Origin of the sequence: Flavobacterium sp. (assembly GCF_027531705.1) — a bacterium.
Lineage (GTDB): Bacteria > Bacteroidota > Bacteroidia > Flavobacteriales > Flavobacteriaceae > Flavobacterium.
The window spans coordinates 43,773-66,178 of sequence record NZ_JAPZSP010000021.1; the positions used below are offsets into that span (position 1 = coordinate 43,773).

Below are 22,406 nucleotides of genomic sequence, written 5' to 3' on the forward strand. Positions count from 1 at the left end.
TGCATTTTTTTTATATTAATTCTGCCAATTCTTTTCCGACCAAACTACCAATTGCGACACCCATTCCGCCTAATCTAACACCGCAATATACATTTTCTGATAATTGCGAGACTATTGGGTTTTTGCTATTTCCAATTCCCATTATGCCGCTCCAACGATGTGCAATTTGAAAATCTTGATTGGGTAAAATTACATTTTTTAATAACGCTTCCAATTTATTTTGAATTTTTTCTGTTTGTGATAAATCTGTTGTAGTTTCTCCTTCAAAATCTAGATTTCGTCCGCCACCAAGTAAAATTCTATTATCAATATTCCTAAAATAGTAGTAACCTTTGTCTAAATGAAATGTTCCTTTTATGTCTAAATTAGAAATTGGTTCTGTTATTAATACTTGAGCACGAGCTGGTTTTACAGCGTTGTTGGTTAATTGTGAGGCAAATCCGTTTGTTGCAAAAAGCAGTTTTTTGGTTTCAAACGAATAATCATTTACCACAATTTCAACATTTGAATTTTTATCTGAAAAGGAAGAAACGTTAGCATGATTTAGAATCATAATATTTTCAGAAATCGCTTTTTTCAACAAAGCTTGCATCATATTTCCAGTATCTATTTGCCCTTCAAAAGGATTGAAAATCAAATATTCTTGTATGTTTTTGAAATCAAATCGATCCACTTCTTTAGCAAAAACATCTGTTTTGAATAATGGTTTTATGATTTCGTTTATAAAAGGAAGTTTTTGCAAACATTCGTTATAAGTTGATTCGTCGTCTTTTAAAAATAATTCATATCCACCGTATGGCTTGAAATCAATCGCTGAATCACCAAGGTTTTTCCGTAGTAATTGTAATCCTCTCCAGCGTTTTTCAATTAGTTGAATTACTTCTTCTTCGGTATGGTTTTTTAAATCGTCAATTATTTCTGAAAGACTTCCAAAGCAAGCAAATCCAGCATTTTTTGTGCTAGCACCTTGCGGTAGAATCCCTTTTTCAAGAATTAAAATTTTGCTTTCAGGAAAACGTTCACGTAGATTTAAGGCACAATGTAGACCAACAATTCCGCTTCCGACTATAGTGTAATCAATGTTTGTAAACCAATTTTTAAGTTCCCAATAACTCAGTTGCATAGAAATAAATTTTTATAAAAATACAATTTTTTTGATATTGAAATAATATTCGGTTTAAAATAGTAAAACGTTTATTAATTCTAAAAATAGTTGTGAATGTGATAATTATGAAGAATGCATTTCATCGATTTGTTAATAACTTTTATAAAAACATGAAAATAACACAAAAAACATGATAATTTTGAAAGTCTATTTTTTAACCAAAAAAAACTAAAAATTATGAAGTTAAAGTTACTTCCAGTGGCATTGTTTGCGATAACGAGTTTCGCTTTTGCCCAACAAAAACCTTTGTGGAATGTTTCCGCCAAAAGTGATATAGTTAAACTTGACAGTAAAATGCAAGTCCCAACTAATCATTTATTAGATTTAGATGTTGCTTCTTTAAAAACGTCTATTCAAAACGCATCTGATAGGTTTTCAGTTGCCAAAACTTCTAATGTAGTCATTTCGTTACCAAATGAAAATGGTCAAATGGAGAATTTTAGAGTTTATGAAAATTCTAATATGGATCCTGAATTGGCGGCAAAATATCCAGAAATTAAATCATATATCGGAATAGGAATTGACAATCCAACTTCTACTGGTTACTTCAGTGTTTCACCACTTGGGTTTAAAGGAATGATTTTAAGTGCGGATAAATCGGCGGTTTTTATCGAACCTTACTCTAAAGATTTAAAAACGTATTCAGTTTATAGAAAATCTGATAAAACACAATCACTTGATAAATTTGAATGTAAAGTGATTTCAGATGCAAACAGTCAATTAGATAATGAAGTTCAAGCAAGGCCAAATGCTGATGATGCTACTTTAAGAACATTTCGTTTAGCAATGTCTGTTACAGGTGAATACACTGCTTATTTTGGTGGAACAAAAGCACTTGCATTAGCAGCTATCAATAATACAATGACTCGTGTAAACGGTGTTTTTGAGAAAGATTTTGGAGTAAGAATGGTATTAATAGCTAATACAGATTTGGTAATTTATACCGCAGCTTCCTCCGATCCTTATTCAGCTGCAACAGCTGGTTCTGGTGGTGCATGGAATGGAGAATTACAAAATACTTTAACATCTGTAATTGGCGAAGCTAATTATGATGTAGGTCACTTATTTGGTGCCTCTGGTGGTGGTGGAAATGCAGGATGTATTGGATGCGTTTGTGTAAACGGACAAAAAGGAAGTGGATTTACTTCTCCAAATGATGGAATTCCGTCTGGAGATAATTTTGACATCGATTATGTAGCACACGAATTAGGTCATCAATTTGGTGCAAACCACACATTTACAACTGGAAATGAAGGAACAGGAGTTCATATGGAACCAGGCTCAGGTTCAACAATTATGGGTTATGCTGGTATAACAACTCTTGATGTGCAACCACATTCTGATGCGTATTTTCACGCAATTAGTATTCAACAAGTAACTAATAATGTTAAAACCAAAACGTGTCAGACTAACACGGCAACTGGAAATTCTGTACCAACGGCTAATGCTGGCTTGGATTTTACAATCCCAAAAAGTACTCCATTTATGTTAACCGGCTCTGCAACTGATGCAAATGGTGATGCACTTACTTATAATTGGGAGCAAATGAACTCTCAAACTACAACTGCAGCACCAAGTGCAACTAAAACCTCTGGTGTAAATTTTAGATCATATAATTCTTCTACTTCACCAACAAGATATTTCCCAAATATGTCTAGAGTTTTAGCTGGAGCTACAACTACGGCTGGTTCTGAAATCACGGTTGAAGCATTACCTTCAGTAGCAAGAACTTTAAATTTCAGAATGACAGTTAGAGATAACAGAGCTGGTGGACCAGCAAATAATTCTGATGATGCAATTATTACTGTTAATGCAACAGCTGGACCATTTACTGTAAGTGCTCCAAATACAGCAGTTTCGTATGTCGGTGGAAGTTCTCAAACTGTAACATGGGCTGTTGCTGGAACTACTGCAAATGGCGTAAACTGTGCTAATGTTGATATTTTAATTTCTACAAATGGCGGAACAACATGGTCAACTTTATTAGCTGCAACTCCAAATGATGGAACTCAAGCAGTAACAATTCCAAATACACCAGGAACTACTAATAGAATAATGGTAAAAGGAACCAATCATATTTTCTTTGATGTTTCTAATACAAACTTTACAATTACTTCAGGTGTAACTGATACTATTGCTCCAACCGCTCCAACATTAGCAGCTTCTGGAACAACTCAAACTACAACAAGTTTGTCTTGGTCAGGTGCTACAGACAATGTTGCTGTGACTGGTTATGATGTATATAAAGATGGTGTTTTACTTGGCTCAACAGCTTCTACAACATACGCAGTTTCTGGATTAGTAGCTTCAACTACTTATTCATTTACGGTTAGAGCAAAAGACGCTGCAGGAAATGTTTCTGTTGCTAGTAATGCAGTTTCTGTTACAACTTCTTCTCCAGTAGTTGACACAACGGCTCCAACAGCTCCAACATTGTCAGCTTCAGGAACTGCTTCTACTTCAACTAATTTATCGTGGTCGGGTGCTACTGATAATATTGGTGTAACTGGTTATGATGTATATAGAAATGGTGTATTAGTTGGTTCGACTACTACAGCTACAACTTATGCAGCAACTGGTTTAACAGCAGCAACTGCTTATACTTTTAATGTAAGAGCAAAAGATGCTGCAGGAAATGTATCAGTAAATAGTAATACAGTTTCAGTGACTACTTTAGCTAATACAGTAACTTATTGTACTTCAGCTGCAACAAATACAGCTGATGAAAGAATTGGTAGAGTTCAATTAGGAACAATTAATAATCCTTCAACAGGAACTGCTGGATATGAAAATTTTACAGCAATTTCTACAAATCTTGTTAGAAGTACTGCTAACACAATCACAATTACTCCAACTTGGACAGCAACAGTTTATGCTGAAGGTTATGCAGTGTATATTGATTACAACCAAAATGGAGTCTTTACAGATGCTGGTGAAACAGTTTACACAAGAGCTGCTACAACTGTAACTCCAGTTTCTGGAGCATTTACAGTTCCTGCAACTGCAACATTAGGCGCAACTAGAATGAGAGTTAAAATGTCTTACAATACAACTCCAACATCATCTTGTGGATCATATACTTATGGACAAGTGGAAGATTACACTGTAAATATTACTGCTTCTGTGGCTAAAATGGATGATGCTTCTTCTAGTGATTCTATTTCTTTCAAATTATTCCCAAATCCTGTTCAAGGCGATTTATTGAATATTACAGATGTAGATGCTGATTCTACTTTCAAAGTTTTCAATATGATGGGACAAGAATTAGGAAAAGGTAAAATAGAAAATGAAAGCATTTATGTTGGTTCATTATCAGCTGGAACTTATTTAATTGAAGTTTCAAATGCTAAAGGTTCAACCTCAAAACGTTTTGTCAAACAATAATTCGATTTTAAGTTTTTTAAAAGCCATTCGCAATTGTGAATGGCTTTTTTTATTACTTTTAACCAATTAATAAAATCAGTATTTACAATGAAGAAATTATTTTTTATAATCGTTAGTACAATGAGTATAGCAGCATCAGCGCAACAAGTTTTATCTCCAGAATTACTTTGGAAATTAGGAAGGGTTTCTGTTATAGGAATTTCAAAAGATGGAAAATCGGTGGTTTATAAAGTAGCCATTCCATCAGTAGAAGAAAATAAATCAAACTCCAAATTTTACACTATTCCAGTAAATGGAGGAAATGCAACCGAAGTAAAAGAAACCAAAGATTTAGTTGTCGATAAAAATGTTTCTCCAGATGGAAAATACATTTTGTCTTCTCAAGAAGTAAAAATCAATAAAGTTTTAGGTAAAGATATTTATCCAAATCTTGATAAATCAAATGCACAAGTTTACAACTCGTTAGATTATCGTCATTGGGATACTTACAATGATGGAAGTCATAATCATGTGTTTTATGCTGAAAATAAAGACAAGGCAACACCAATTGATATAATGCCAAACGAACCTTACGATGCGCCTCAAAAACCTTTTGGTGGTGACGAAGATTTTATTTGGTCGCCAGATTCTAAAAGCATTATCTATGTGTCTAAAAAGAAGTTCGGAACAGAATATGCTATTTCTACAAACACCGATTTGTATGAATACAATTTAGAAACTAAAACTACCAAAAACCTAACAGAAACCAATAAAGGATACGATACCAATCCGACGTTTTCTCCAACGGGAAATCCAACTTGGTTGCAAATGAAACGTGACGGATATGAAGCGGATAAAAATGACATTATCGTTCGTTTCAAAGGAATGGATATGAATCTTACAGCCAATTGGGACGGAAGTGTAGATAATTACGCATGGAGCGCTGATGGTAAAAAAGTATATTTTGTTGCCGCAGTTGATGGAACTAAACAATTATTTGAAGTAAACTTTCCTGGAGTAACTAGAATTGCAATTACTGTTACTCAAGTTACTAATGGTGATTTCGATGTGTCGGATATTGTGGCGTTCTCTGGCGACAATGTTATCGTTACAAGAACCGATATGAATCACGCCGCTGAGGTCTATTCATATAATTTGAAGAAAAAAACTTGGTTGCAATTGACTAAAATCAATGATGAAACTTACAGCAAATTAGCTTTGCCAAAATACGAAAGGAGATATGTAACCACAACTGATGGAAAGAAAATGTTGGTTTGGGTAATTTTACCTCCAAATTTTGATAAAACTAAAAAATATCCAACTCTTTTGTATTGCCAAGGCGGACCTCAATCGCCGTTAACTCAAAGTTATTCTTTCCGTTGGAATTTCTCTTTGATGGCTTCACAAGGTTATGTTGTGGTTGCGCCAAACCGTCGCGGAATGTATGGTCACGGACAAGAATGGAACGAACAAATTTCTAAAGATTGGGGCGGACAAGTAATGGACGATTACCTATCAGCAATTGATGATGTAGCTAAAGAAAGTTATGTTGACAAAGCAAGACTTGGTGCTGTTGGAGCAAGTTATGGTGGTTATTCTGTGTTTTATTTAGCAGGAATTCATAACAACAGATTTAAAACATTTATCTCACATTGTGGTGTTTTCAATTTGGAAAGTATGTACGGCACAACAGAAGAAGTATTCTTCAATAATTGGGATCACGGTGGTGCCTATTGGGAAAAAGACAATAAAGTTGCTCAAAAAACATTTACGCAATTCAATCCAATAAAATTAGTTGACAAATGGAATACGCCTATTTTAATAATCCAAGGAGGAAAAGATTACCGTGTGCCAATAGGACAAGGACAAGAAGCTTTTCAAGCAGCACAATTACGAGGAATTAAAAGTAGATTTTTATTATTTCCAGACGAAAACCATTGGGTGCTAAAACCACAAAACGCCCAAGTATGGCAAAGTGAGTTTTATAAATGGTTGAAGGAGACGTTGTAGGATTATATAATTAAATAAAAATGAAGCTAGAAATTCCAAAATATAGCGAAACTTTTAATCCAATTTTAGAAGTTTTAAGTAATGATGAAATTTTACATCGAAGAGAATTAATTAAGAAGGTAATTCAAAAAAGCTATTTTCATCTTCCAAAAGAATTATTGGAAGAGAAAATTAAATCTGGAGATGTATTAATTGAAAATAGAATTGCCTGGGGAATTTCTTATTTGAAACAATCTGAATATGTTAAATATCCAAAAAGAGGTTTTGTTCAAATTACATCTAAAGGATTACATCAAAAAGGTGTTTTGACATTGAAACAAGTTCAGTTAGATATTAGTAAAACTCTTGTATACAAAGATGGTGGTAATATAAAAGAAGATGATATCGATGAAATTAAGACTTCATCACCTGAAGATTTGATTTATGAAGGCTTTAATCAAATTGAAAAGGAAGTTAAAAATGATTTATTAGAAAAACTAAAAACTATAGATCCGTACTATTTTGAAAAAGTAATTTTGATTTTACTCAAAAAAATGGGTTATGGTGAATTTATTGAAACATCAAAATCAGGTGATGGTGGAATAGATGGAATTATAAATGAAGATAAACTTGGTTTGGATAAAATATATATTCAAGCAAAGAGGTTTAGTGAAAATAAAGTTAGAGAAAAAGATATCAGGAATTTTATAGGAGCAATGAGTGGTGATACAAACAAAGGAGTATTTGTTACAACTTCATTGTTTGATAGTGGTGCGATTGAAAAAGCTAAAAATGCTCATCATAAAATAATATTATTGGATGGTAATAAATTAGTTGATTTGATGCATGAATTTAATGTTGGAATTCAAATTAAAGCAACTTACGAAGTTAAACAATTGGATGAAGATTTCTTTGAAGAACAATAAATCTCGACCACAATCAAAAAACCCCGACTTCAATTGAAATCGGGGTTTTTATTTTGAAAAATTATAAGTTTCTTATGCTTCGAATGGAAGAATTGAAACGAATGATTTATTGTCTTTTTTCTTTTGGAACTTAACAATACCATCTACTCTTGCGTGTAGTGTGTGATCTTTACTGATGTAAACATTTTCACCTGGATTGTGTTTTGAACCTCTTTGTCTTACAATGATATTTCCAGCTATTGCAGCTTGACCACCATAAATCTTAACGCCTAGACGTTTTGATTCTGATTCTCTACCATTCTTCGAACTACCGACACCTTTCTTGTGAGCCATGACGTTTTGGTTTTATGAGTTAATATTAATTAAACAGCTTTTCCGCCATTTAATTCATCTTGTAATTTTTTTAATTCATCCATTTTTCCATCAGCAGCTAATTGTGCTTGTTGAGCCCAAGTAGTTGGATCTAAATGTTGTACTTTAGAAGTTGAAGCGTCTAAAATTGCTTTTACTTCTTCAGCAGATGCAGTAGCCAATTTAGCGAATGTGTCAACGCCAGCAGCAACTAACGCTTCTGCAGCTTTAGGACCAATTCCTTCAATGATTACTAAATCATCTCCTTTTTTAGAAGTTTTAGCTTTTGGAGCTTTTTCTTCAACAGCTTCTACTAATTTTTCAGCTTTTGGAGCTGCTTTCTCAGCTTTAGGAGCTACTGTTTTTTCAGCTTTAGGAGCTTCTTCTTTTTTAGGAGCCGCTTTTTTACCTCCAGTTGCAGAAATAGATTCAATTACAATTTGAGTAAGGTACTGTCTGTGACCATTTCTCTTTTTGTAACCTTTTCTTCTTTTCTTTTTGAAGATAATTACTTTGTCTCCTTTTAAGTGTTGTAACACTTTTGCTTCTACTGAAGCACCTTCTATAGCTGGGGCGCCTAAAGTTACGCTTCCATTATCGTCTAATAAAAGAACTTTGTCAAAAGAAACTTTTGAACCTTCTTCATTAGCCAAACGGTGAACATAAACCTTTAAGTCTTTGCTTACTTTAAATTGTTGCCCTGCTATCTCTACGATTGCGTACATAACAAATGTTTTTATTAATTTTTAAGTTTGCAAATATACAACTAATTTGTAATGGTGCAACACATTAGAAAAAAAAATGATAACTTAAAGAAAATCAGGCTTTATTATTGGTTTTAGAAGTTATTTTTTAATAAGAAAATCACATAACTTTGTTAAAAATTGACAATTACTTTTTCTCTAACCAAAAAAAAGTATTTTTGATGTAACAAAAAAATTTATATGAACACCAATGTTGTTATTACTAAACATTAACATAATAGTATGAAATCGCCTTAAATACTCGTTTGCTTGCAAACATATATTAAAAATAGCGATTCCATATGACCGAAAAAAACAAATAATTTCTACATATGAATAAAATAATAATGGCTTTAAGTACAATGCTTATGACAGGAGGAACAATGACAGCTCAAAAAGTAGTTTTTGAAGAATATGATTTAGATAACGGTTTGCATGTTATTTTACACAATGATAGTTCTGCTCCAGTAGTCATAACTTCGGTAATGTATCATGTAGGTTCTAAAGATGAAAACCCTGAAAGAACAGGTTTCGCTCACTTCTTTGAACACCTACTTTTTGAAGGAACCGCCAATATAAAAAGAGGCGAATGGTTCAAAATTGTAACTTCCAATGGCGGAACCAACAATGCTAATACTTCTGACGACAGAACGTATTATTACGAAGTTTTTCCTTCAAATAATCTTGAGCTAGGACTTTGGATGGAATCAGAACGATTAATGCATCCAGTAATTAACCAAATTGGAGTGGATACTCAAAACGAAGTAGTAAAAGAAGAAAAACGTCTTCGTGTTGATAATCAACCTTATGGTAGTTTGATTGCTGAAGTTAAGAAAAACATGTTCGTAAATCATCCGTATCGTTGGACAACTATTGGTGAAATGGCTCATTTAGATGCGGCAACTTTAGAAGAGTTTCAAGCGTTTAATAAAAAATTCTACAGCCCAAATAATGCAGTTTTAGTGGTAGCTGGACAAATTGACATCGCTCAAACAAAAGCTTGGGTTAAAAAATATTTTGGACCAATTCCAAGAGGTGAAAAGTTGACCAAGAAAACGTTTGTTGAGCAACCTATCAATAAAACCATTACTGCTAGTTATGAAGATCCAAATATTCAAAAAGAAATGGTTGTAGCTTCTTACAGAACTCCTTCAATGAAAACTCGTGAAGCAAGAGTTTTGGATATGATTTCAACGTATTTAAGTGACGGGAAAAGTTCAAAATTATACAAAAAAATCGTTGACGATAAGAAAATGGCACTTCAAATTGGTGCATTCAATTATAGTTTAGAAGATTACGGAATGTACATTTTATATGGTTTGCCTCAAGGCGAAAATACTGCAAATGATTTGGTTCGCGAGATAGATGAAGAAATCATAAAACTGCAAACCGATTTGATTTCGGAAACCGATTTTCAAAAATTGCAAAACAAAAACGAAAACAACTACGTTAATAATAATGCTTCAATCGAAGGTGTTGCCGGAAATTTAGCTACCTATTATTTATTGTATGGCGATGTAAATCTTATCAATACCGAAATAGAAATGTATCGTTCCATAACTCGTGAAGAAATTCGTGAAGTTGCCAAAAAGTATCTTAATCCAAATCAGAGATTGATTCTGAATTACATTCCAACCAAAGAAAAAGCTAAAAACTAGAAATATAACATCATGAAAAAAGCAGTAATTATAGTTACAAGCTTGTTTTTTACACTTATTATGCAAGCACAAGATAGAACTCAGCCAAAACCAGGAGCAGCTCCAAAAATCAACATTAACAAACCAGAAACTTTTAAGTTGCAAAACGGCTTAACTGTTATGGTAGTCGAAAATCATAAGTTACCAAGAGTTTCCTTTAGTCTTTCTACCGACAATACGCCGTATGCTGAAGGAACTAAAAAAGGAGTTGATAATCTAACCAGCGCACTTGTTGGTAACGGAACATTGAAAACACCAAAAGACAAATTCAATGAAGAAATTGATTTTTTGGGTGCCGAAATTAATTTTTATTCTTCAGGAGCTTCGGCAAGTGGATTGTCTAAATATGCAAAACGAATTTTAGAGTTGATGGCCGAAGGTTCTTTGAGCCCAAATTTCACGCAAGAAGAACTTGATAAAGAAAAAGAAAAACTTATAGAAGGTCTAAAAACAGAAGAAAAGAGTGTTGCCGCTGTTGCTGGTAGAGTCGAAAATGTTTTAGCATTTGGTATAAATCATCCTAATGGCGAATATATTTCTGAACAAACCATCAAAAATGTAACTTTAGAAGACGTTAAACTTAACTACAATTCGTATTTCGTTCCAGAAAATGCTTATTTGGTTATTATTGGCGATGTGAAATTTAAAGAAATTAAAGCTTTGGTTGAAAGTCTATTCAGTTCATGGCCGAAAGCTACTGCGCCAAAATTAACTTATTCTGATCCTAAGAATGTACAATTCACTCAAATCAATTTTGTGGATATGCCAAATGCGGTGCAATCTGAAATTTCGGTTGTAAATACTACCAATTTGAAATTATCAGACGCCGATTATTTTCCAGTTATTGTAATGAACCAAGTTTTAGGGGGTGATTTTAATAGTTACCTTAATATGAATCTGCGTGAAGCACATGGCTGGACTTATGGTGCGCGTTCTGGTATTGGTGCAAATAAATATAGTGCAGTCAAATTCAAAGCGAATTCTCAAGTAAGAAATGCTGTAACGGATAGTGCAGTAGTTGAATTTTTGAAAGAAATCAAAAGAATCAGAACTGAATTGGTAGATGCCGAAAATTTGAAAAATGTAAAAGCAGGTTATGTTGGAAAATTTGTAATGCAAATAGAAAAACCGCAAACTATCGCACAATATGCATTAAATATTCAAAAAGAAGGTTTACCAGCCGATTTCTATGAAAATTATATCAAAAACATCAATGCTGTAACGGCTGAAGATGTGATGAGAGTAGCAAACAAATATATTCAAGCGGATAATTTACGTGTTGTAATTACTGGTAAAGCATCTGAAACGCTTATTGGTCTTGAAAGTTTGAAAATCCCGATGTTCTTTTTTGACAAATACGGAAATCCAGTCGAAAAACCGGTTGTGTCAAAACCAATTCCAGAAGGTGTAACGCCTAAAATGATTTTTGAAAATTATATTAAAGCAGTTGGTGGCGAAAAAGCAATTTCAAAAGTAAAAACGGTTTTGACATTAGCTAAAGGAAGTATTCAAGGAACAGAACTCGAAATGATTACTAAAGCAACTTCATCTAATAAATTTTCATCTGAATTAAAAGGAATGGGAATGACCTTCATGAAACAAGTTGTAAACGAAAAAGAAGGTTACATGACGGTTCAAGGTCAGAAAAAACCAATTGAAGGACAAGATTTAAAAGAAATGCAAAGTCAAGCGCATCCGTTTTTTGAATTAAATTTAATGAAAAACCTAAATACAAAACTTGTAGCAGTCGAATCTATCAACGGAAATGATGCTTACGCAGTTCAAGTAGAAAGAACTACCTTATATTATGATGTAAAATCAGGTTATAGAGTTTGCGCCAAAATGGAGAGTGAAGCAAACGGTCAAAAAAACACTCAAGTTATTTTTTACGATAATTATATAGATATTAAAGGTTTAAAATTTCCTTACACTTTGAAAATGGATATGCAAGGTCAAGAACTTGAATTTGCCACAACCGATGTAAAAATCAATGAAGGTGTTCAGGATAGTGACTTTCAATAAAACCTAAAAAATTATTCTGCAATAGAAAGGCTGTCATTTTTGATGGTCTTTTTTTTAAATAGTTAGTTCCTTTTCCGATTCAAATTTTACTCAAAAAAATAGATAAAAAAAGACTTGTAAAATAATCTTTTCCAGCTATTTGGATTTATAAATATAATTTGTACTTTTGCAACCCCTATTATGGGATGGAATGTTTAATTAAAAATAATTTATTGTGAACGCATTAAGCTACAAAACAGTATCAGCAAGCAAAGCAACCGTATCCAAAGAATGGATTGTGGTAGACGCTGACGGACACAACTTGGGCCGTTTGGCTTCCAAAGTCGCTATGATTTTGAGAGGTAAGTACAAGCCAAGTTACACACCACACGTTGATTGTGGAGATAACGTAATTGTTATCAATTCAGAAAAAATCAACCTTACAGGTACTAAAATGGATGACAAAATTTACATGCGTCATACAGGGTATCCAGGAGGACAAAGAACTTTAACTGCTAAAGTTTTGCAATCAAAAAACCCAGCAGCTTTAGTAGAAAAAGCAGTAAAAGGAATGTTGCCTAAAAACAAATTAGGAGCTGAACTTTTCAGAAATTTAAATGTTGTTGTAGGTTCTGAGCACAAACAAGGAGCTCAAAAACCTAGAACAGTTAACCTTAATGATCTTAAGTAATGGGAGTTATTCACAAAATAGGTAGAAGAAAAACCGCAGTTGCACGTGTATATGTGTCTGAAGGTACTGGAGTAATCGTTGTAAATAAAAAACCATTCGCAACTTATTTTCCAACAGCAACTTTACAATATAAAGTGTTACAGCCAATGACAATGACTGAAAATGTAACCAACTATGATGTAAAAGTAAATGTTTATGGTGGTGGTTCAACTGGTCAAGCTGAAGCGGTACGTATGGCATTAGCAAGAGTAATGTGTGAAGTAGGCGAAGGAAACAGAGCTATACTTAAACCAGAAGGTTTGTTAACAAGAGACCCAAGAATGGTTGAACGTAAAAAATTCGGTCAGAAAAAAGCTCGTAAGAGATTCCAATTCTCTAAACGTTAATCACTATTTGATTGTTACACTGAGCTTTGGCAAAGGTGTCTTTCAAAAAATTATTCAAAGTATTAATTATAACAATGTTATTGTTGCTCACTAAGGTGAGAATTAGTTTAGCATCTAAATGCGTCTAATGTCTTAAAGTTAACATCTTAAAGTCTAAAAAGCATTGCTAATTCAACAGAACGTAAACTAAGAAAAAAATGTCAAACAAAGTAGAAGTAAAAGAATTACTAGAAGCAGGTGTTCATTTCGGACACATGACTAGAAAATGGGATCCAAACATGGCTCCTTATATTTATATGGAACGTAATGGTATTCACATTATCAATCTATATAAAACTGCAGCAAAAATTGAAGAAGCTAACGAAGCTATGAAAAAAATTGCTGCATCTGGTAGAAAAATATTATTCGTTGCTACCAAAAAACAAGCTAAAGATATCGTTGCTGAAAAAGCAAAAGCAGCTAACATGCCGTACATCACTGAAAGATGGCCTGGTGGAATGTTGACTAACTTTGTTACTATCAGAAAAGCGGTTAAAAAAATGTCTTCTATCGATAAAATGAAGAAAGATGGTACTTTCATGACTTTATCTAAAAAAGAACGTTTACAAGTAGATCGTCTTCGTGCTAAATTAGAGAAAAACTTAGGTTCTATCGCTGATATGTCACGTCTTCCTGCTGCTTTATTCGTAGTAGATATTAAAGCAGAGCACATTGCTATTAAAGAAGCTCAAAAATTAAACATTCCAGTTTTTGCAATGGTTGATACAAACTCTGACCCACGTGAGGTTGATTATGTAATTCCTGCAAATGATGATGCTTCTAAATCAATTGATAAAATTTTATCTTTAGTAACAGCTGCTGTTATTGATGGTCTTGCTAACAGAAATTCTGATGCAACTCCAGAAGAAGCTGCTGAAGTTAGTGAAGAAACTGAAGAGGTTGTAGCAGAAGCTGCTACTGAAGAAGTTACTGAAACTAAAACTGAAGAATAAAAACATAGTAAATTCCAAACTATAAATTCCAAATTCCAAAAAGTTGTCAATAATTTGATGATTTAGTAAAATTGGAATTTGGGATTTGTAAATTGGAATTTCTTTTTTTACAAAAATTTAAAACATTTAATATAAAACAATATGGCAACAATTACTGCTGCAGACGTAAATAAATTAAGAACAGCTACAGGTGCAGGAATGATGGACTGCAAAAAAGCACTTGTTGAAGCTGATGGAGATTTTGATTTAGCAATCGAAAACCTTCGTAAAAAAGGACAAAAAGTAGCAGCTAACAGATCTGATAGAGAATCTACTGAAGGTGCTGTTATCGCTGTTGTGAATGATGCAAAAACAGAAGGTGTTGTAGTTTCTCTTAACTGTGAAACTGACTTCGTAGGTAAAAATGAAGGTTTTGTAAAATTAGCTACAGACTTAGCTAATCTTGCTTTGAACTTTAAAGATAAAGAATCTTTCTTAGCAGCTGATTTCAATGGAATCACAGTTGCTGAAAAATTAATTGAGCAAACAGGTGTAATCGGAGAAAAAATCGAAATCGGTTCTTTTGAAAGATTAGAAGGAACTTTCGTTGGTTCTTACATCCACGCTGGTAACAAAATCGCAACTTTAGTTTCACTTTCTGCAAATGTAGCTGGTGGTGATGAAGTAGCTAGAAACGTAGCAATGCAAGCGGCAGCAATGTCTCCAATCGCATTAAACGAAGATGGTGTTGATTCTGAAACTATTGCTAAAGAAATCGAAATCGCTAAAGATTTATTACGTCAAGAAGGAAAGCCAGAAGCTATGCTTGATAGTATCGCTAAAGGAAAATTACAACGTTTCTTCAAAGACAATACATTAGTAAACCAAGATTACATTAAAGATGGTAAATTGAGTGTTGCTCAATACGTTCAATCTTTGGATAAAAGTCTTGTAGTTACTGGTTTCAGAAGAGCTGCTTTAGGATAATATTTCTAAAAACTACAATAAAAAAAGGATGTTTGATTTTTCAAACATCCTTTTTAGTTTTTATACAGTGAACTAATCTCATTGTTTGTCACGCTGGAAGCGTCTCTTTATTTGCCACGGATTACACTGATTTACACAGATTTTTGTTATTCCTCTGGAAAGACAAACTGTGGGGAATTAATGAATAGTAATTAAGATAAAAAGCTTGTTGTTGAATGATAAATTTATAAAAATGATTCACTAACTAGCCCCGATTGCAGTGAAAATAAAAATGCTTCCATTGTTTGGAAGCATTTTTATTGTAACGAAAAGCGGGAATAAGGATCGTCGAAAAGCCCAAGCCATTCGCTCCTAAATTTACTTCACACTTGAAACACTATATGTTTTACCATCAGCAGCAGATGTTACCGTTTTGACTAAATTATCTGGAGATAAAACAGCCGCATCATAATCAATAGAAGCAATTTTTGAATCAAAATCTACAACTGCTTTTTGAACACCTTCCATTTTAGAAAGATCTTCTTCTATCGTCTTAGCGCATCCAATCGCACAAGTCATTCCTTCAACAGTTAATGATGCTTTAGCAGGTTTTTTTGCTTCAGCTATAACTTTAGTTTCTGTTTTTGCGATAGCATCGGTAGCTGCCACTTCTTTTTTACAACTAGTTACTAATGTGGCTATCACTGACATTAGTACAAATAATTTGGAGATATTCATTGAATTAGTAAATTATAATTAATAACAAATTTACAAAAAAAAGTAGCAAACTATCATAAAATTATACCAATTTTGCGCTTCAATTATTTGCATGGAAACAAACAATAAAAAATGGCTTTTTCTACTGGTTTTAGCCTTAATTTGGGGAAGTTCTTTTATTTTAATAAAAAGAGGATTAGTGGGTTTAACACCTATTCAGTTAGGTTCTTTGCGAATTATTTTCTCCGCAATTTTTCTTTTGGTAATTGGTTTCAAAACCTTACCGCAAATTCCACAAAATAAATGGAAATATATTGCTCTAACGGGTTTATTCGGAACGTTTATTCCAGCTTTTCTTTTCGCAATTGCACAAACTCAAATTGATAGTTCGATAAGTTCTATTTTGAATTCATTAACGCCAATGAATACATTGTTAATTGGCATTTTAGCTTTTGGATTAACGCCTAAAAGAAGTCAAATCATAGGTGTAATTATTGGATTGGTTGGAAGTGCCATACTAATTCTAAATGGTGCAGCTACACATCCTGAACAGAATTATTATGCCATTTTGGTAATTATTGCATCGATTTGTTATGCAACGAATGTCAATCTTTTAAAAAAATATCTTTCTGACTTAAGTCCGTTAAGTATTTCGACAGGAAATTTTTCGGTTATGTTGCTTCCCGCTTTACTAATTTTATCTTTTTCAGATTTTTTTCAGGTTTTTCAGTTGCCTCAAACACAGCATTCCATGTTATTTGTGCTAATTTTAGGTGTTGTAGGAACTGGTATTGCCAACATTATTTTCTTTAAATTAATTCAAATTTCGTCACCTGTTTTTGCTACATCTGTGACGTATTTAATTCCAGTTGTTGCCTTCTTTTGGGGTTTGGTCGATAGTGAAGTTTTGAGTGCAATTCAATTGGTAGGAGCACTTATTATTTTATTTGGCGTTTATTTGTCGAGTAAAAAATGATTTTCAAGTTTTCCATAGGTTCTCGATAAAATTTTCTATTTCAAAAATTAGCGTTTTCAAAATAGAAAATCACTCGACGTGACGATTGTTTATAGTAAACGTATAGCCTTTTAGAACATCTTATTTATATTTCTTGAAAAGAGAATATATCAAGAACTTAGAAGCAATATTTTTTTCTCTATTATCTACAATCTTTCATCTTGTTAATACGATAAGTTTTCTTAATTTTACATTTCAATTTATCCTATATGAAAGCAAAAGCTACTCTTAAACAAATTGCAAAGGAATTGGGCGTTTCTGTTTCTACCGTTTCAAAAGCATTGAACGACAGTCCAGAAATTAGCGAACCAACCAAGGTAAAAATTCAAGAATATGCCAAATTAAAGAATTACAAGCCTAATATGATTGGTTTGAATCTTAAAAATCGTTCTACTCGTACGATTGGTGTTATTATTCCCAATATTTTAAATCAGTTTTTTGCAAAAGTTTTCACAGGAATTGAGAAAGTAGCCGATGAAAAAGGATATAAAGTAATTACTTGTATTTCAAATGAATCGCTCGAAAAAGAAATAAACGCTCTAGAAATGCTGAGCAACGGAACTATTGATGGTTTTATCTTATCAATTTCTGAAGAAGCACAAAAACTCCAACAGTTTGATCACTTCAAATCAATTATTAGCGAAGGAACGCCAATTGTTATGTTTGATAGAATTGCCGAAGAAGTAAATTGTGATAAAGTAGTTGTAGATGATTTCGATTCTGCGATTGATGCGACTAATCATTTGATTAAAACTGGTTGTAAAAAAATAGCTTTATTTTCTTCAATCGATAATTTGAGTGTTGGAAAATTAAGAGCCAAAGGTTTCTATCAGGCAATTGAAGCCAAAGGATTAAAGGCTGATGAAAATTTAATCGTACTTGCTGAAACGGCAGATGATTTTGATGCAAAAGTAGCTGGATTTTTTGATAAAAATAAAGTGGATGCTGTTTTCGCACTTGATGAGCACGCATCTGTAACGGCAATGAAATTAGGAATCAAAAAAGGATTAAAAATTCCTGAAGAACTTTCAGTAATAGGATTTGCTGATGGTGTTTGGTCCAGAAGATTAACGCCAAGTTTATCAACTGTAAGTCAACACGGACCAGAAATAGGTGAAGTCGCTACTAAAATGCTTATCGAAAAACTTGAAAGCAAAGAAGAAATTTACAATCACAAAACGACAATTGTAAAAACTGAATTAAGACAAAGAGAATCGACCAAAAAGATTTAATTTTAATAATAAATATCAAAAGCCATCACCCAAAAAAGTGATGGTTTTTTTATGTTTAAACGTTAAAGTTTAAAAATGCTTATACTAAACTGTAACAATTTTGCGTATTACTTGTCTATTAAAAAACAATCATCACTAATCATGAAATCATCAATCAAAATTCTAAGTCTATTTTTTCTTTTGTGTAATCTGCAAATAAGGGCACAAGAAAAAAATGTCATTGAAAAGAAAAGTTACACAACAAGATTTCTAGATTCAACAGAATCGCCAACTATTGATGGTGTTATTGATGATAAAAGTTGGGAAATCGTAGATTGGGCAGGCGACTTCATAGAGCGTGAACCAGACGAAAATACGGCACCAACCGAGCAAACAAAATTCAAAATTGTTTATGACAAAAACTATATTTATTTTGCTTTTAGATGCTACGACAAAGAACCCAGCAAAATTGTAAAAAGATTATCAAGACGTGATGGTTTTGAAGGTGATTGGGTAGAAGTAAATATTGATAGTTATAACGATAAACGAACTGGTTTTTCATTTACAACTTCGGTTTCGGGAGTAAAAGGAGATGAGTTTATTTCGGATAATGGAAATAATTGGGATGGAAGCTGGAATCCTATTTGGTACATGAAAACCAATATTGATGAAGAAGGTTGGACTGCCGAAGTAAAAATTCCTTTAAGTCAATTGAAGTTTGGAAATAATGCTGAGCAAATTTGGGGTTTGCAAGTACAGCGAAGATTTTTTAGAGCAGAAGAACGTTCCACTTGGCAACGAATTCCGCAAGATGCACCAGGTTGGGTTAGCGAGTTTGGTGAACTTAGAGGCTTGGTAAATATTGAACCTCAAAAACAATTAGAAATACAACCTTTTGTGGTTTCTCAACTCGAAACGTATCCTAAAGAAGAAGGAAATCCATTTAGAGATGGAGAAAATAGAAAATTTAATGGCGGATTGGATGCCAAAATTGGTGTTACAAACGATTTAACTTTAGATTTAACCATAAATCCCGATTTCGGTCAAGTAGAAGCCGATCCTGCTGCCATTGCTTTGGATGGTTTTCAAATATTTTTTGAAGAAAGAAGACCGTTTTTTGTAGAAAATAAAAATATTTTCAATTACAGATTTGCCGATAATCAAGATAATTTATTTTATTCAAGAAGAATTGGTAGAAGTCCGCAAGGAAGAGCAAATCCATCTGACAATGAGTTTGTAAAGCAACCTAACAACTCAACAATTCTAGGTGCAGCAAAATTCAGCGGGAAAACAAAAAATGGCTGGTCGCTAGGTGTTCTTGAAAGTTTAACTGATAGCGAATTTGCCAAAATTGATGACAATATCAATAAAAGAAAAGAAATGGTTGAGCCATTAACCAACTATTTTGTTGGAAGAGCTCAAAAAGATTTCAATAACAGAAATAGTTTCATTGGAGGAATTTTCACGGCAACTAATAGAAACTTGCAAGGTAACGATTTAAGTTTTTTAAGAAAATCTGCTTATACGGCGGGAATTGATTTTCAACATAATTGGAAAAAAAGAAAATACTTTTTCTCAGGAAATATTGTTACTAGCCATGTTATTGGAAGTGAAGAGGCAATTGCAGCAACTCAAACCAGTTTAACGCATTTGTTCCAAAGAGTTGATGCAAGTCATGTTGAAGTTGATGAAAGCAGAACATCATTAACTGGAACTGGTGGTCGATTTGAAATTGGAAAAGCAAGTGTTGGTCATTGGCGTTATAGCGGTATTTTTGTTTGGCGTTCGCCCGAATTAGAACTAAATGATGTTGGATTTTTGCGTCAAGCAGATGAGTTAAGACAATATGCCTTTTTAAATCATCAAACATTAAAACCTTTTGGGCAGTTTAGAAGGATAAATACACAATTCTCTCAATTTTCTAGCTACGATTTTGATGGAAATTTCAATCGTATTCAATATGCTGTAAGTAGCAATGCAAGTTTAAAAAGCAATTGGAATATCAACGCCGAAATGATTTATAAACCTATAATTTATACCAATACAATTCTGCAAGGCGGTCCAAGATTTAGATATTCTGAAGAGTTTTTCAAAAATATTTTTATCAATTCAGATTCGAGAAAAAAAATCAGATTTAGTACAGGAATTATTCACTCGCAAGGCAAAGATGATTCTTTTTCTTATTTGGAATATGATTTTGGATTTCAATACCAACCCATAAATTCATTTACGATTTCAATCAATCCGAATTATGTGCTAAATATAAGCAAAACACAGTATGTTGACGAAGCCAGTTACAATTCAAATCCAAGATATATTACGGCCGATTTGACCCAAAAAACCCTGAGCGCAATTATTAGAATGGATTATTCTATAAACCCAAATTTGACAATTCAGTATTACGGACAACCCTTTATTTCTAATGGTAATTATAAATCATTTAATAAAGTAACTAATCCAGTTGCAAAATATTATGGCGATCGAATTTCTACATTTAGCAATAATCAAATTAGTTTTGATTCATTAAATGATGTGTATAATGTTGATGAAGATATTGATGGAACAACAGATTACAGCATTGGTAATCCAGACTTTTCTCAAGTTTCATTCAACTCTAATTTGGTTGTGCGTTGGGAATATATTCCAGGTTCTGAAATTTTCTTGGTTTGGTCACAAGGAATATTTGGTCAAGCCAATCCTAAAGATGATTTATTTAAAGGTTTGGATTCGCAAATATTAGGCAGAAAACCTGAAAATATATTTTTGATAAAAGCTACTTATAGATTTTTACTTTAAAGCTTTTTTCCTATCATCATTCCAAGTAATGTAACCAATAATGGCATTGAAAAAGTAAAAAGAATATTTGGCAACATTCGCAATATTCATCATAAGTAAATTCTGAATAAGCTTTGTAATGTTATAAAATTGCCACATAAACCAGTTGTCAGGATACATTCTTGCGGTGTTAAAAGTGCCACCAAAAGTGATTCCTGCCGGAATTGCAATGGCAAAAAACAATTTCCAATCAATTTCTTTTTCAGATAAATATTTGAATGCAATGTAATTTAGAACCAATGAAAAGAAAAACCCAAGAACAATATTTCTGTAAAAAATAAAATCGACTGAACGCAAAACTCTGTTTTTTTTCCAAGTATTAAAAACCAAATAATTTGCCACAAAAGAAACAGGATAAGTTAAAATCGCACCAACATTTCCAAGCAAATAATCAATAGAACCACTCAAGAAAGTGTTGCAAGTAGCAAGAAAGTTTCCAATATTATTCTTTTTAGTAACCAATCGATTTCCAATCATCGACAATCCAGTATTGACAATGGAAACATAGCCTAAAAAGAAAACATAGTTTTTGCCTTGAAAAGTAAATTTGTATTCGGTGTTGTGGTAGCCTAATGCAATCGAAGCCGTAATCACGATTATCAATCCAATGAAATCTAAATAAGTACTATTGGTTATAGACTTAATAATTTGAATTGATTTTTTGGAAAGTGAGAGTTTGGACATGTTTTATTTTATGAAACAAAAGTATAAATTATTATTACCAAAATGAATAATAATATTATTGGTCTATACTTTCGTTGAATTCTTGCTTTTTTTAGAAACCCATCTTTTTCATATTCCCAAGAAAAAAGAAACATAAAAATTTCACTCCAATTAATAAATAAGTTTGTTGGGTCAAAACTAAAAAAATTAAAGCTTTCATTGGCAATTTTAGAAGTTTCAATTCGATCTTTTTTCGCTTCTAAATATTTTGCTTGTTCAATTTTTTTAGAATCAATTTTTCTGTAGTAAAGTTCATTTTCTGCAAGTTTTAATGCAATTGGATTCCATTTTTTGGGTGCGCCAACAATTTTTAATAAATCTTCGGTGCTTCTTGATTTTATTGGTGGTTTGAAATCGTCTTGCATTATTTCTTAAATTTCAAATAAATTGAATAAATACAATTTGATAAAAATAGGAGTATGCTTGAAATAAATAATTCGAAAATTAAATTGTAAAACTTAAAACAAACTACAAGTAACACTATGCTTAAAATTGAAAAAATTAAATTTGGTTTTATTTTTAAAAGATACAAAGTCAAGTAAGTTGAACAATAAATTATCGTAAGCGGAATTATATATTTTGTTATATCCCAAGCCCAACCAACAGTTTTGTTGATTCCAGTTATCCCAGTTACGGTCATAAAAATTGTTCCAATG

18 protein-coding genes are annotated in these 22,406 nt (G+C 32.7%); 12 read left to right on the forward strand and 6 right to left on the reverse strand.

The window, feature by feature from the left end; genetic code table 11:
- Positions 1-10: 10 nt before the first annotated feature.
- Positions 11-1,123 carry an FAD-dependent oxidoreductase gene (locus O9267_RS08895; RefSeq protein ID WP_298178289.1) on the reverse strand — a complete coding sequence of 371 codons (1,113 nt, stop codon included), beginning with the start codon at positions 1,121-1,123 and terminating at the stop codon, positions 11-13.
- 219 nt (positions 1,124-1,342) lie between these two features.
- On the opposite strand from O9267_RS08895, the gene O9267_RS08900 reads away from it, so the two are divergent.
- The 3 genes from O9267_RS08900 to O9267_RS08910 all read left to right on the forward strand — a co-directional run bounded on the left by O9267_RS08900 (position 1,343) and on the right by O9267_RS08910 (position 7,443).
- Positions 1,343-4,549, forward strand: a complete 3,207-nt coding sequence (locus O9267_RS08900; RefSeq protein WP_298178291.1) for a reprolysin-like metallopeptidase — start codon at positions 1,343-1,345, stop codon at positions 4,547-4,549.
- 87 nt (positions 4,550-4,636) lie between these two features.
- Entirely contained in the window at positions 4,637-6,538 is a 1,902-nt protein-coding gene (locus tag O9267_RS08905) for a S9 family peptidase (RefSeq protein ID WP_298178293.1), read from the forward strand.
- 20 nt (positions 6,539-6,558) lie between these two features.
- Positions 6,559-7,443, forward strand: coding sequence for a restriction endonuclease (locus tag O9267_RS08910; protein WP_298178296.1), 885 nt, complete (start codon positions 6,559-6,561; stop codon positions 7,441-7,443).
- A gap of 72 nt (positions 7,444-7,515) precedes the next feature.
- Here the strand turns inward: O9267_RS08910 and rpmA are convergent, their stop codons facing one another.
- Both rpmA and rplU read right to left on the reverse strand, forming a co-directional pair.
- Positions 7,516-7,776: a 50S ribosomal protein L27 gene (gene rpmA, locus O9267_RS08915; RefSeq protein ID WP_298178297.1), complete on the reverse strand. Its 261-nt coding sequence runs from the start codon at positions 7,774-7,776 to the stop codon at positions 7,516-7,518.
- A gap of 29 nt (positions 7,777-7,805) precedes the next feature.
- Complete coding sequence (gene rplU, locus O9267_RS08920; RefSeq protein WP_298178298.1) at positions 7,806-8,519, reverse strand: 50S ribosomal protein L21; 714 nt, start codon at positions 8,517-8,519, stop codon at positions 7,806-7,808.
- Between the two features lie 350 nt (positions 8,520-8,869).
- Between rplU and O9267_RS08925 the strand changes: the two genes are divergently transcribed.
- The 6 genes from O9267_RS08925 to tsf all read left to right on the forward strand — a co-directional run bounded on the left by O9267_RS08925 (position 8,870) and on the right by tsf (position 15,270).
- Positions 8,870-10,195 carry a pitrilysin family protein gene (locus O9267_RS08925; RefSeq protein ID WP_298178300.1) on the forward strand — a complete coding sequence of 442 codons (1,326 nt, stop codon included), beginning with the start codon at positions 8,870-8,872 and terminating at the stop codon, positions 10,193-10,195.
- Between the two features lie 12 nt (positions 10,196-10,207).
- Positions 10,208-12,256 (forward strand): pitrilysin family protein, encoded by a 2,049-nt coding sequence (locus O9267_RS08930; RefSeq protein ID WP_298178301.1) that lies wholly within the window; start codon positions 10,208-10,210, stop codon positions 12,254-12,256.
- 214 nt (positions 12,257-12,470) lie between these two features.
- The gene (rplM, locus tag O9267_RS08935; protein ID WP_298178302.1) at positions 12,471-12,926 is read left to right on the forward strand and encodes a 50S ribosomal protein L13; all 456 of its coding nucleotides are present in this window, start codon (positions 12,471-12,473) and stop codon (positions 12,924-12,926) included.
- Positions 12,926-13,312 (forward strand): 30S ribosomal protein S9, encoded by a 387-nt coding sequence (gene rpsI / locus O9267_RS08940; protein ID WP_298178303.1) that lies wholly within the window; start codon positions 12,926-12,928, stop codon positions 13,310-13,312. The genes rplM and rpsI overlap by 1 nt, the downstream gene beginning before the upstream one ends.
- Before the next feature lie 197 nt (positions 13,313-13,509).
- Positions 13,510-14,304 (forward strand): 30S ribosomal protein S2, encoded by a 795-nt coding sequence (gene rpsB / locus O9267_RS08945; RefSeq protein WP_298178304.1) that lies wholly within the window; start codon positions 13,510-13,512, stop codon positions 14,302-14,304.
- A gap of 141 nt (positions 14,305-14,445) precedes the next feature.
- A complete protein-coding gene (gene tsf, locus O9267_RS08950; RefSeq protein WP_298178306.1) occupies positions 14,446-15,270 on the forward strand; it encodes a translation elongation factor Ts in 825 nt (274 codons plus the stop codon).
- Between the two features lie 357 nt (positions 15,271-15,627).
- Here tsf and O9267_RS08955 read toward each other — a convergent pair whose 3' ends face one another.
- Positions 15,628-15,960, reverse strand: a complete 333-nt coding sequence (locus tag O9267_RS08955; RefSeq protein ID WP_298178307.1) for a heavy metal-associated domain-containing protein — start codon at positions 15,958-15,960, stop codon at positions 15,628-15,630.
- A 118-nt stretch (positions 15,961-16,078) separates the two neighbouring features.
- Here O9267_RS08955 and O9267_RS08960 point away from each other — a divergent pair, with 118 nt between their 5' ends.
- From O9267_RS08960 to O9267_RS08970, 3 genes are all read left to right on the forward strand, one after another.
- Positions 16,079-16,942 (forward strand): DMT family transporter, encoded by an 864-nt coding sequence (locus O9267_RS08960; protein WP_298178308.1) that lies wholly within the window; start codon positions 16,079-16,081, stop codon positions 16,940-16,942.
- Positions 16,943-17,190: 248 nt separating this feature from the next.
- The gene (locus O9267_RS08965) at positions 17,191-18,213 is read left to right on the forward strand and encodes a LacI family DNA-binding transcriptional regulator (protein ID WP_298178310.1); all 1,023 of its coding nucleotides are present in this window, start codon (positions 17,191-17,193) and stop codon (positions 18,211-18,213) included.
- 141 nt (positions 18,214-18,354) lie between these two features.
- On the forward strand, positions 18,355-20,988 hold the full coding sequence (locus O9267_RS08970; RefSeq protein WP_298178311.1) for a DUF5916 domain-containing protein: 2,634 nt from the start codon (positions 18,355-18,357) through the stop codon (positions 20,986-20,988).
- Here O9267_RS08970 and O9267_RS08975 read toward each other — a convergent pair.
- Both O9267_RS08975 and O9267_RS08980 read right to left on the reverse strand, forming a co-directional pair.
- Positions 20,980-21,711 carry a nicotinamide mononucleotide transporter family protein gene (locus O9267_RS08975; RefSeq protein ID WP_298178313.1) on the reverse strand — a complete coding sequence of 244 codons (732 nt, stop codon included), beginning with the start codon at positions 21,709-21,711 and terminating at the stop codon, positions 20,980-20,982. The genes O9267_RS08970 and O9267_RS08975 overlap by 9 nt on opposite strands.
- Before the next feature lie 8 nt (positions 21,712-21,719).
- Positions 21,720-22,115, reverse strand: a complete 396-nt coding sequence (locus O9267_RS08980; RefSeq protein WP_298178315.1) for a hypothetical protein — start codon at positions 22,113-22,115, stop codon at positions 21,720-21,722.
- Positions 22,116-22,406: the final 291 nt, after the last annotated feature.

What these genes read in the sequence shown, in the direction of transcription:
- tsf (WP_298178306.1), top strand. Translation starts at nt 14,446, where the DNA reads ATGGCAACAATTACTGCTGCAGACGTAAATAAATTAAGAACAGCTACA.
- rpsI (WP_298178303.1), top strand. Translation starts at nt 12,926, where the DNA reads ATGGGAGTTATTCACAAAATAGGTAGAAGAAAAACCGCAGTTGCACGT.
- O9267_RS08955 (WP_298178307.1), bottom strand. Translation starts at nt 15,960, where the DNA reads ATGTCAGTGATAGCCACATTAGTAACTAGTTGTAAAAAAGAAGTGGCA.
- O9267_RS08975 (WP_298178313.1), bottom strand. Translation starts at nt 21,711, where the DNA reads ATGTCCAAACTCTCACTTTCCAAAAAATCAATTCAAATTATTAAGTCT.
- O9267_RS08925 (WP_298178300.1), top strand. Translation starts at nt 8,870, where the DNA reads ATGAATAAAATAATAATGGCTTTAAGTACAATGCTTATGACAGGAGGA.
- O9267_RS08905 (WP_298178293.1), top strand. Translation starts at nt 4,637, where the DNA reads ATGAAGAAATTATTTTTTATAATCGTTAGTACAATGAGTATAGCAGCA.
- O9267_RS08970 (WP_298178311.1), top strand. Translation starts at nt 18,355, where the DNA reads ATGAAATCATCAATCAAAATTCTAAGTCTATTTTTTCTTTTGTGTAAT.
- rplU (WP_298178298.1), bottom strand. Translation starts at nt 8,519, where the DNA reads ATGTACGCAATCGTAGAGATAGCAGGGCAACAATTTAAAGTAAGCAAA.
- rpsB (WP_298178304.1), top strand. Translation starts at nt 13,510, where the DNA reads ATGTCAAACAAAGTAGAAGTAAAAGAATTACTAGAAGCAGGTGTTCAT.
- O9267_RS08930 (WP_298178301.1), top strand. Translation starts at nt 10,208, where the DNA reads ATGAAAAAAGCAGTAATTATAGTTACAAGCTTGTTTTTTACACTTATT.
- rpmA (WP_298178297.1), bottom strand. Translation starts at nt 7,776, where the DNA reads ATGGCTCACAAGAAAGGTGTCGGTAGTTCGAAGAATGGTAGAGAATCA.
- O9267_RS08895 (WP_298178289.1), bottom strand. Translation starts at nt 1,123, where the DNA reads ATGCAACTGAGTTATTGGGAACTTAAAAATTGGTTTACAAACATTGAT.
- O9267_RS08900 (WP_298178291.1), top strand. Translation starts at nt 1,343, where the DNA reads ATGAAGTTAAAGTTACTTCCAGTGGCATTGTTTGCGATAACGAGTTTC.
- O9267_RS08960 (WP_298178308.1), top strand. Translation starts at nt 16,079, where the DNA reads ATGGAAACAAACAATAAAAAATGGCTTTTTCTACTGGTTTTAGCCTTA.
- O9267_RS08910 (WP_298178296.1), top strand. Translation starts at nt 6,559, where the DNA reads ATGAAGCTAGAAATTCCAAAATATAGCGAAACTTTTAATCCAATTTTA.
- O9267_RS08965 (WP_298178310.1), top strand. Translation starts at nt 17,191, where the DNA reads ATGAAAGCAAAAGCTACTCTTAAACAAATTGCAAAGGAATTGGGCGTT.
- O9267_RS08980 (WP_298178315.1), bottom strand. Translation starts at nt 22,115, where the DNA reads ATGCAAGACGATTTCAAACCACCAATAAAATCAAGAAGCACCGAAGAT.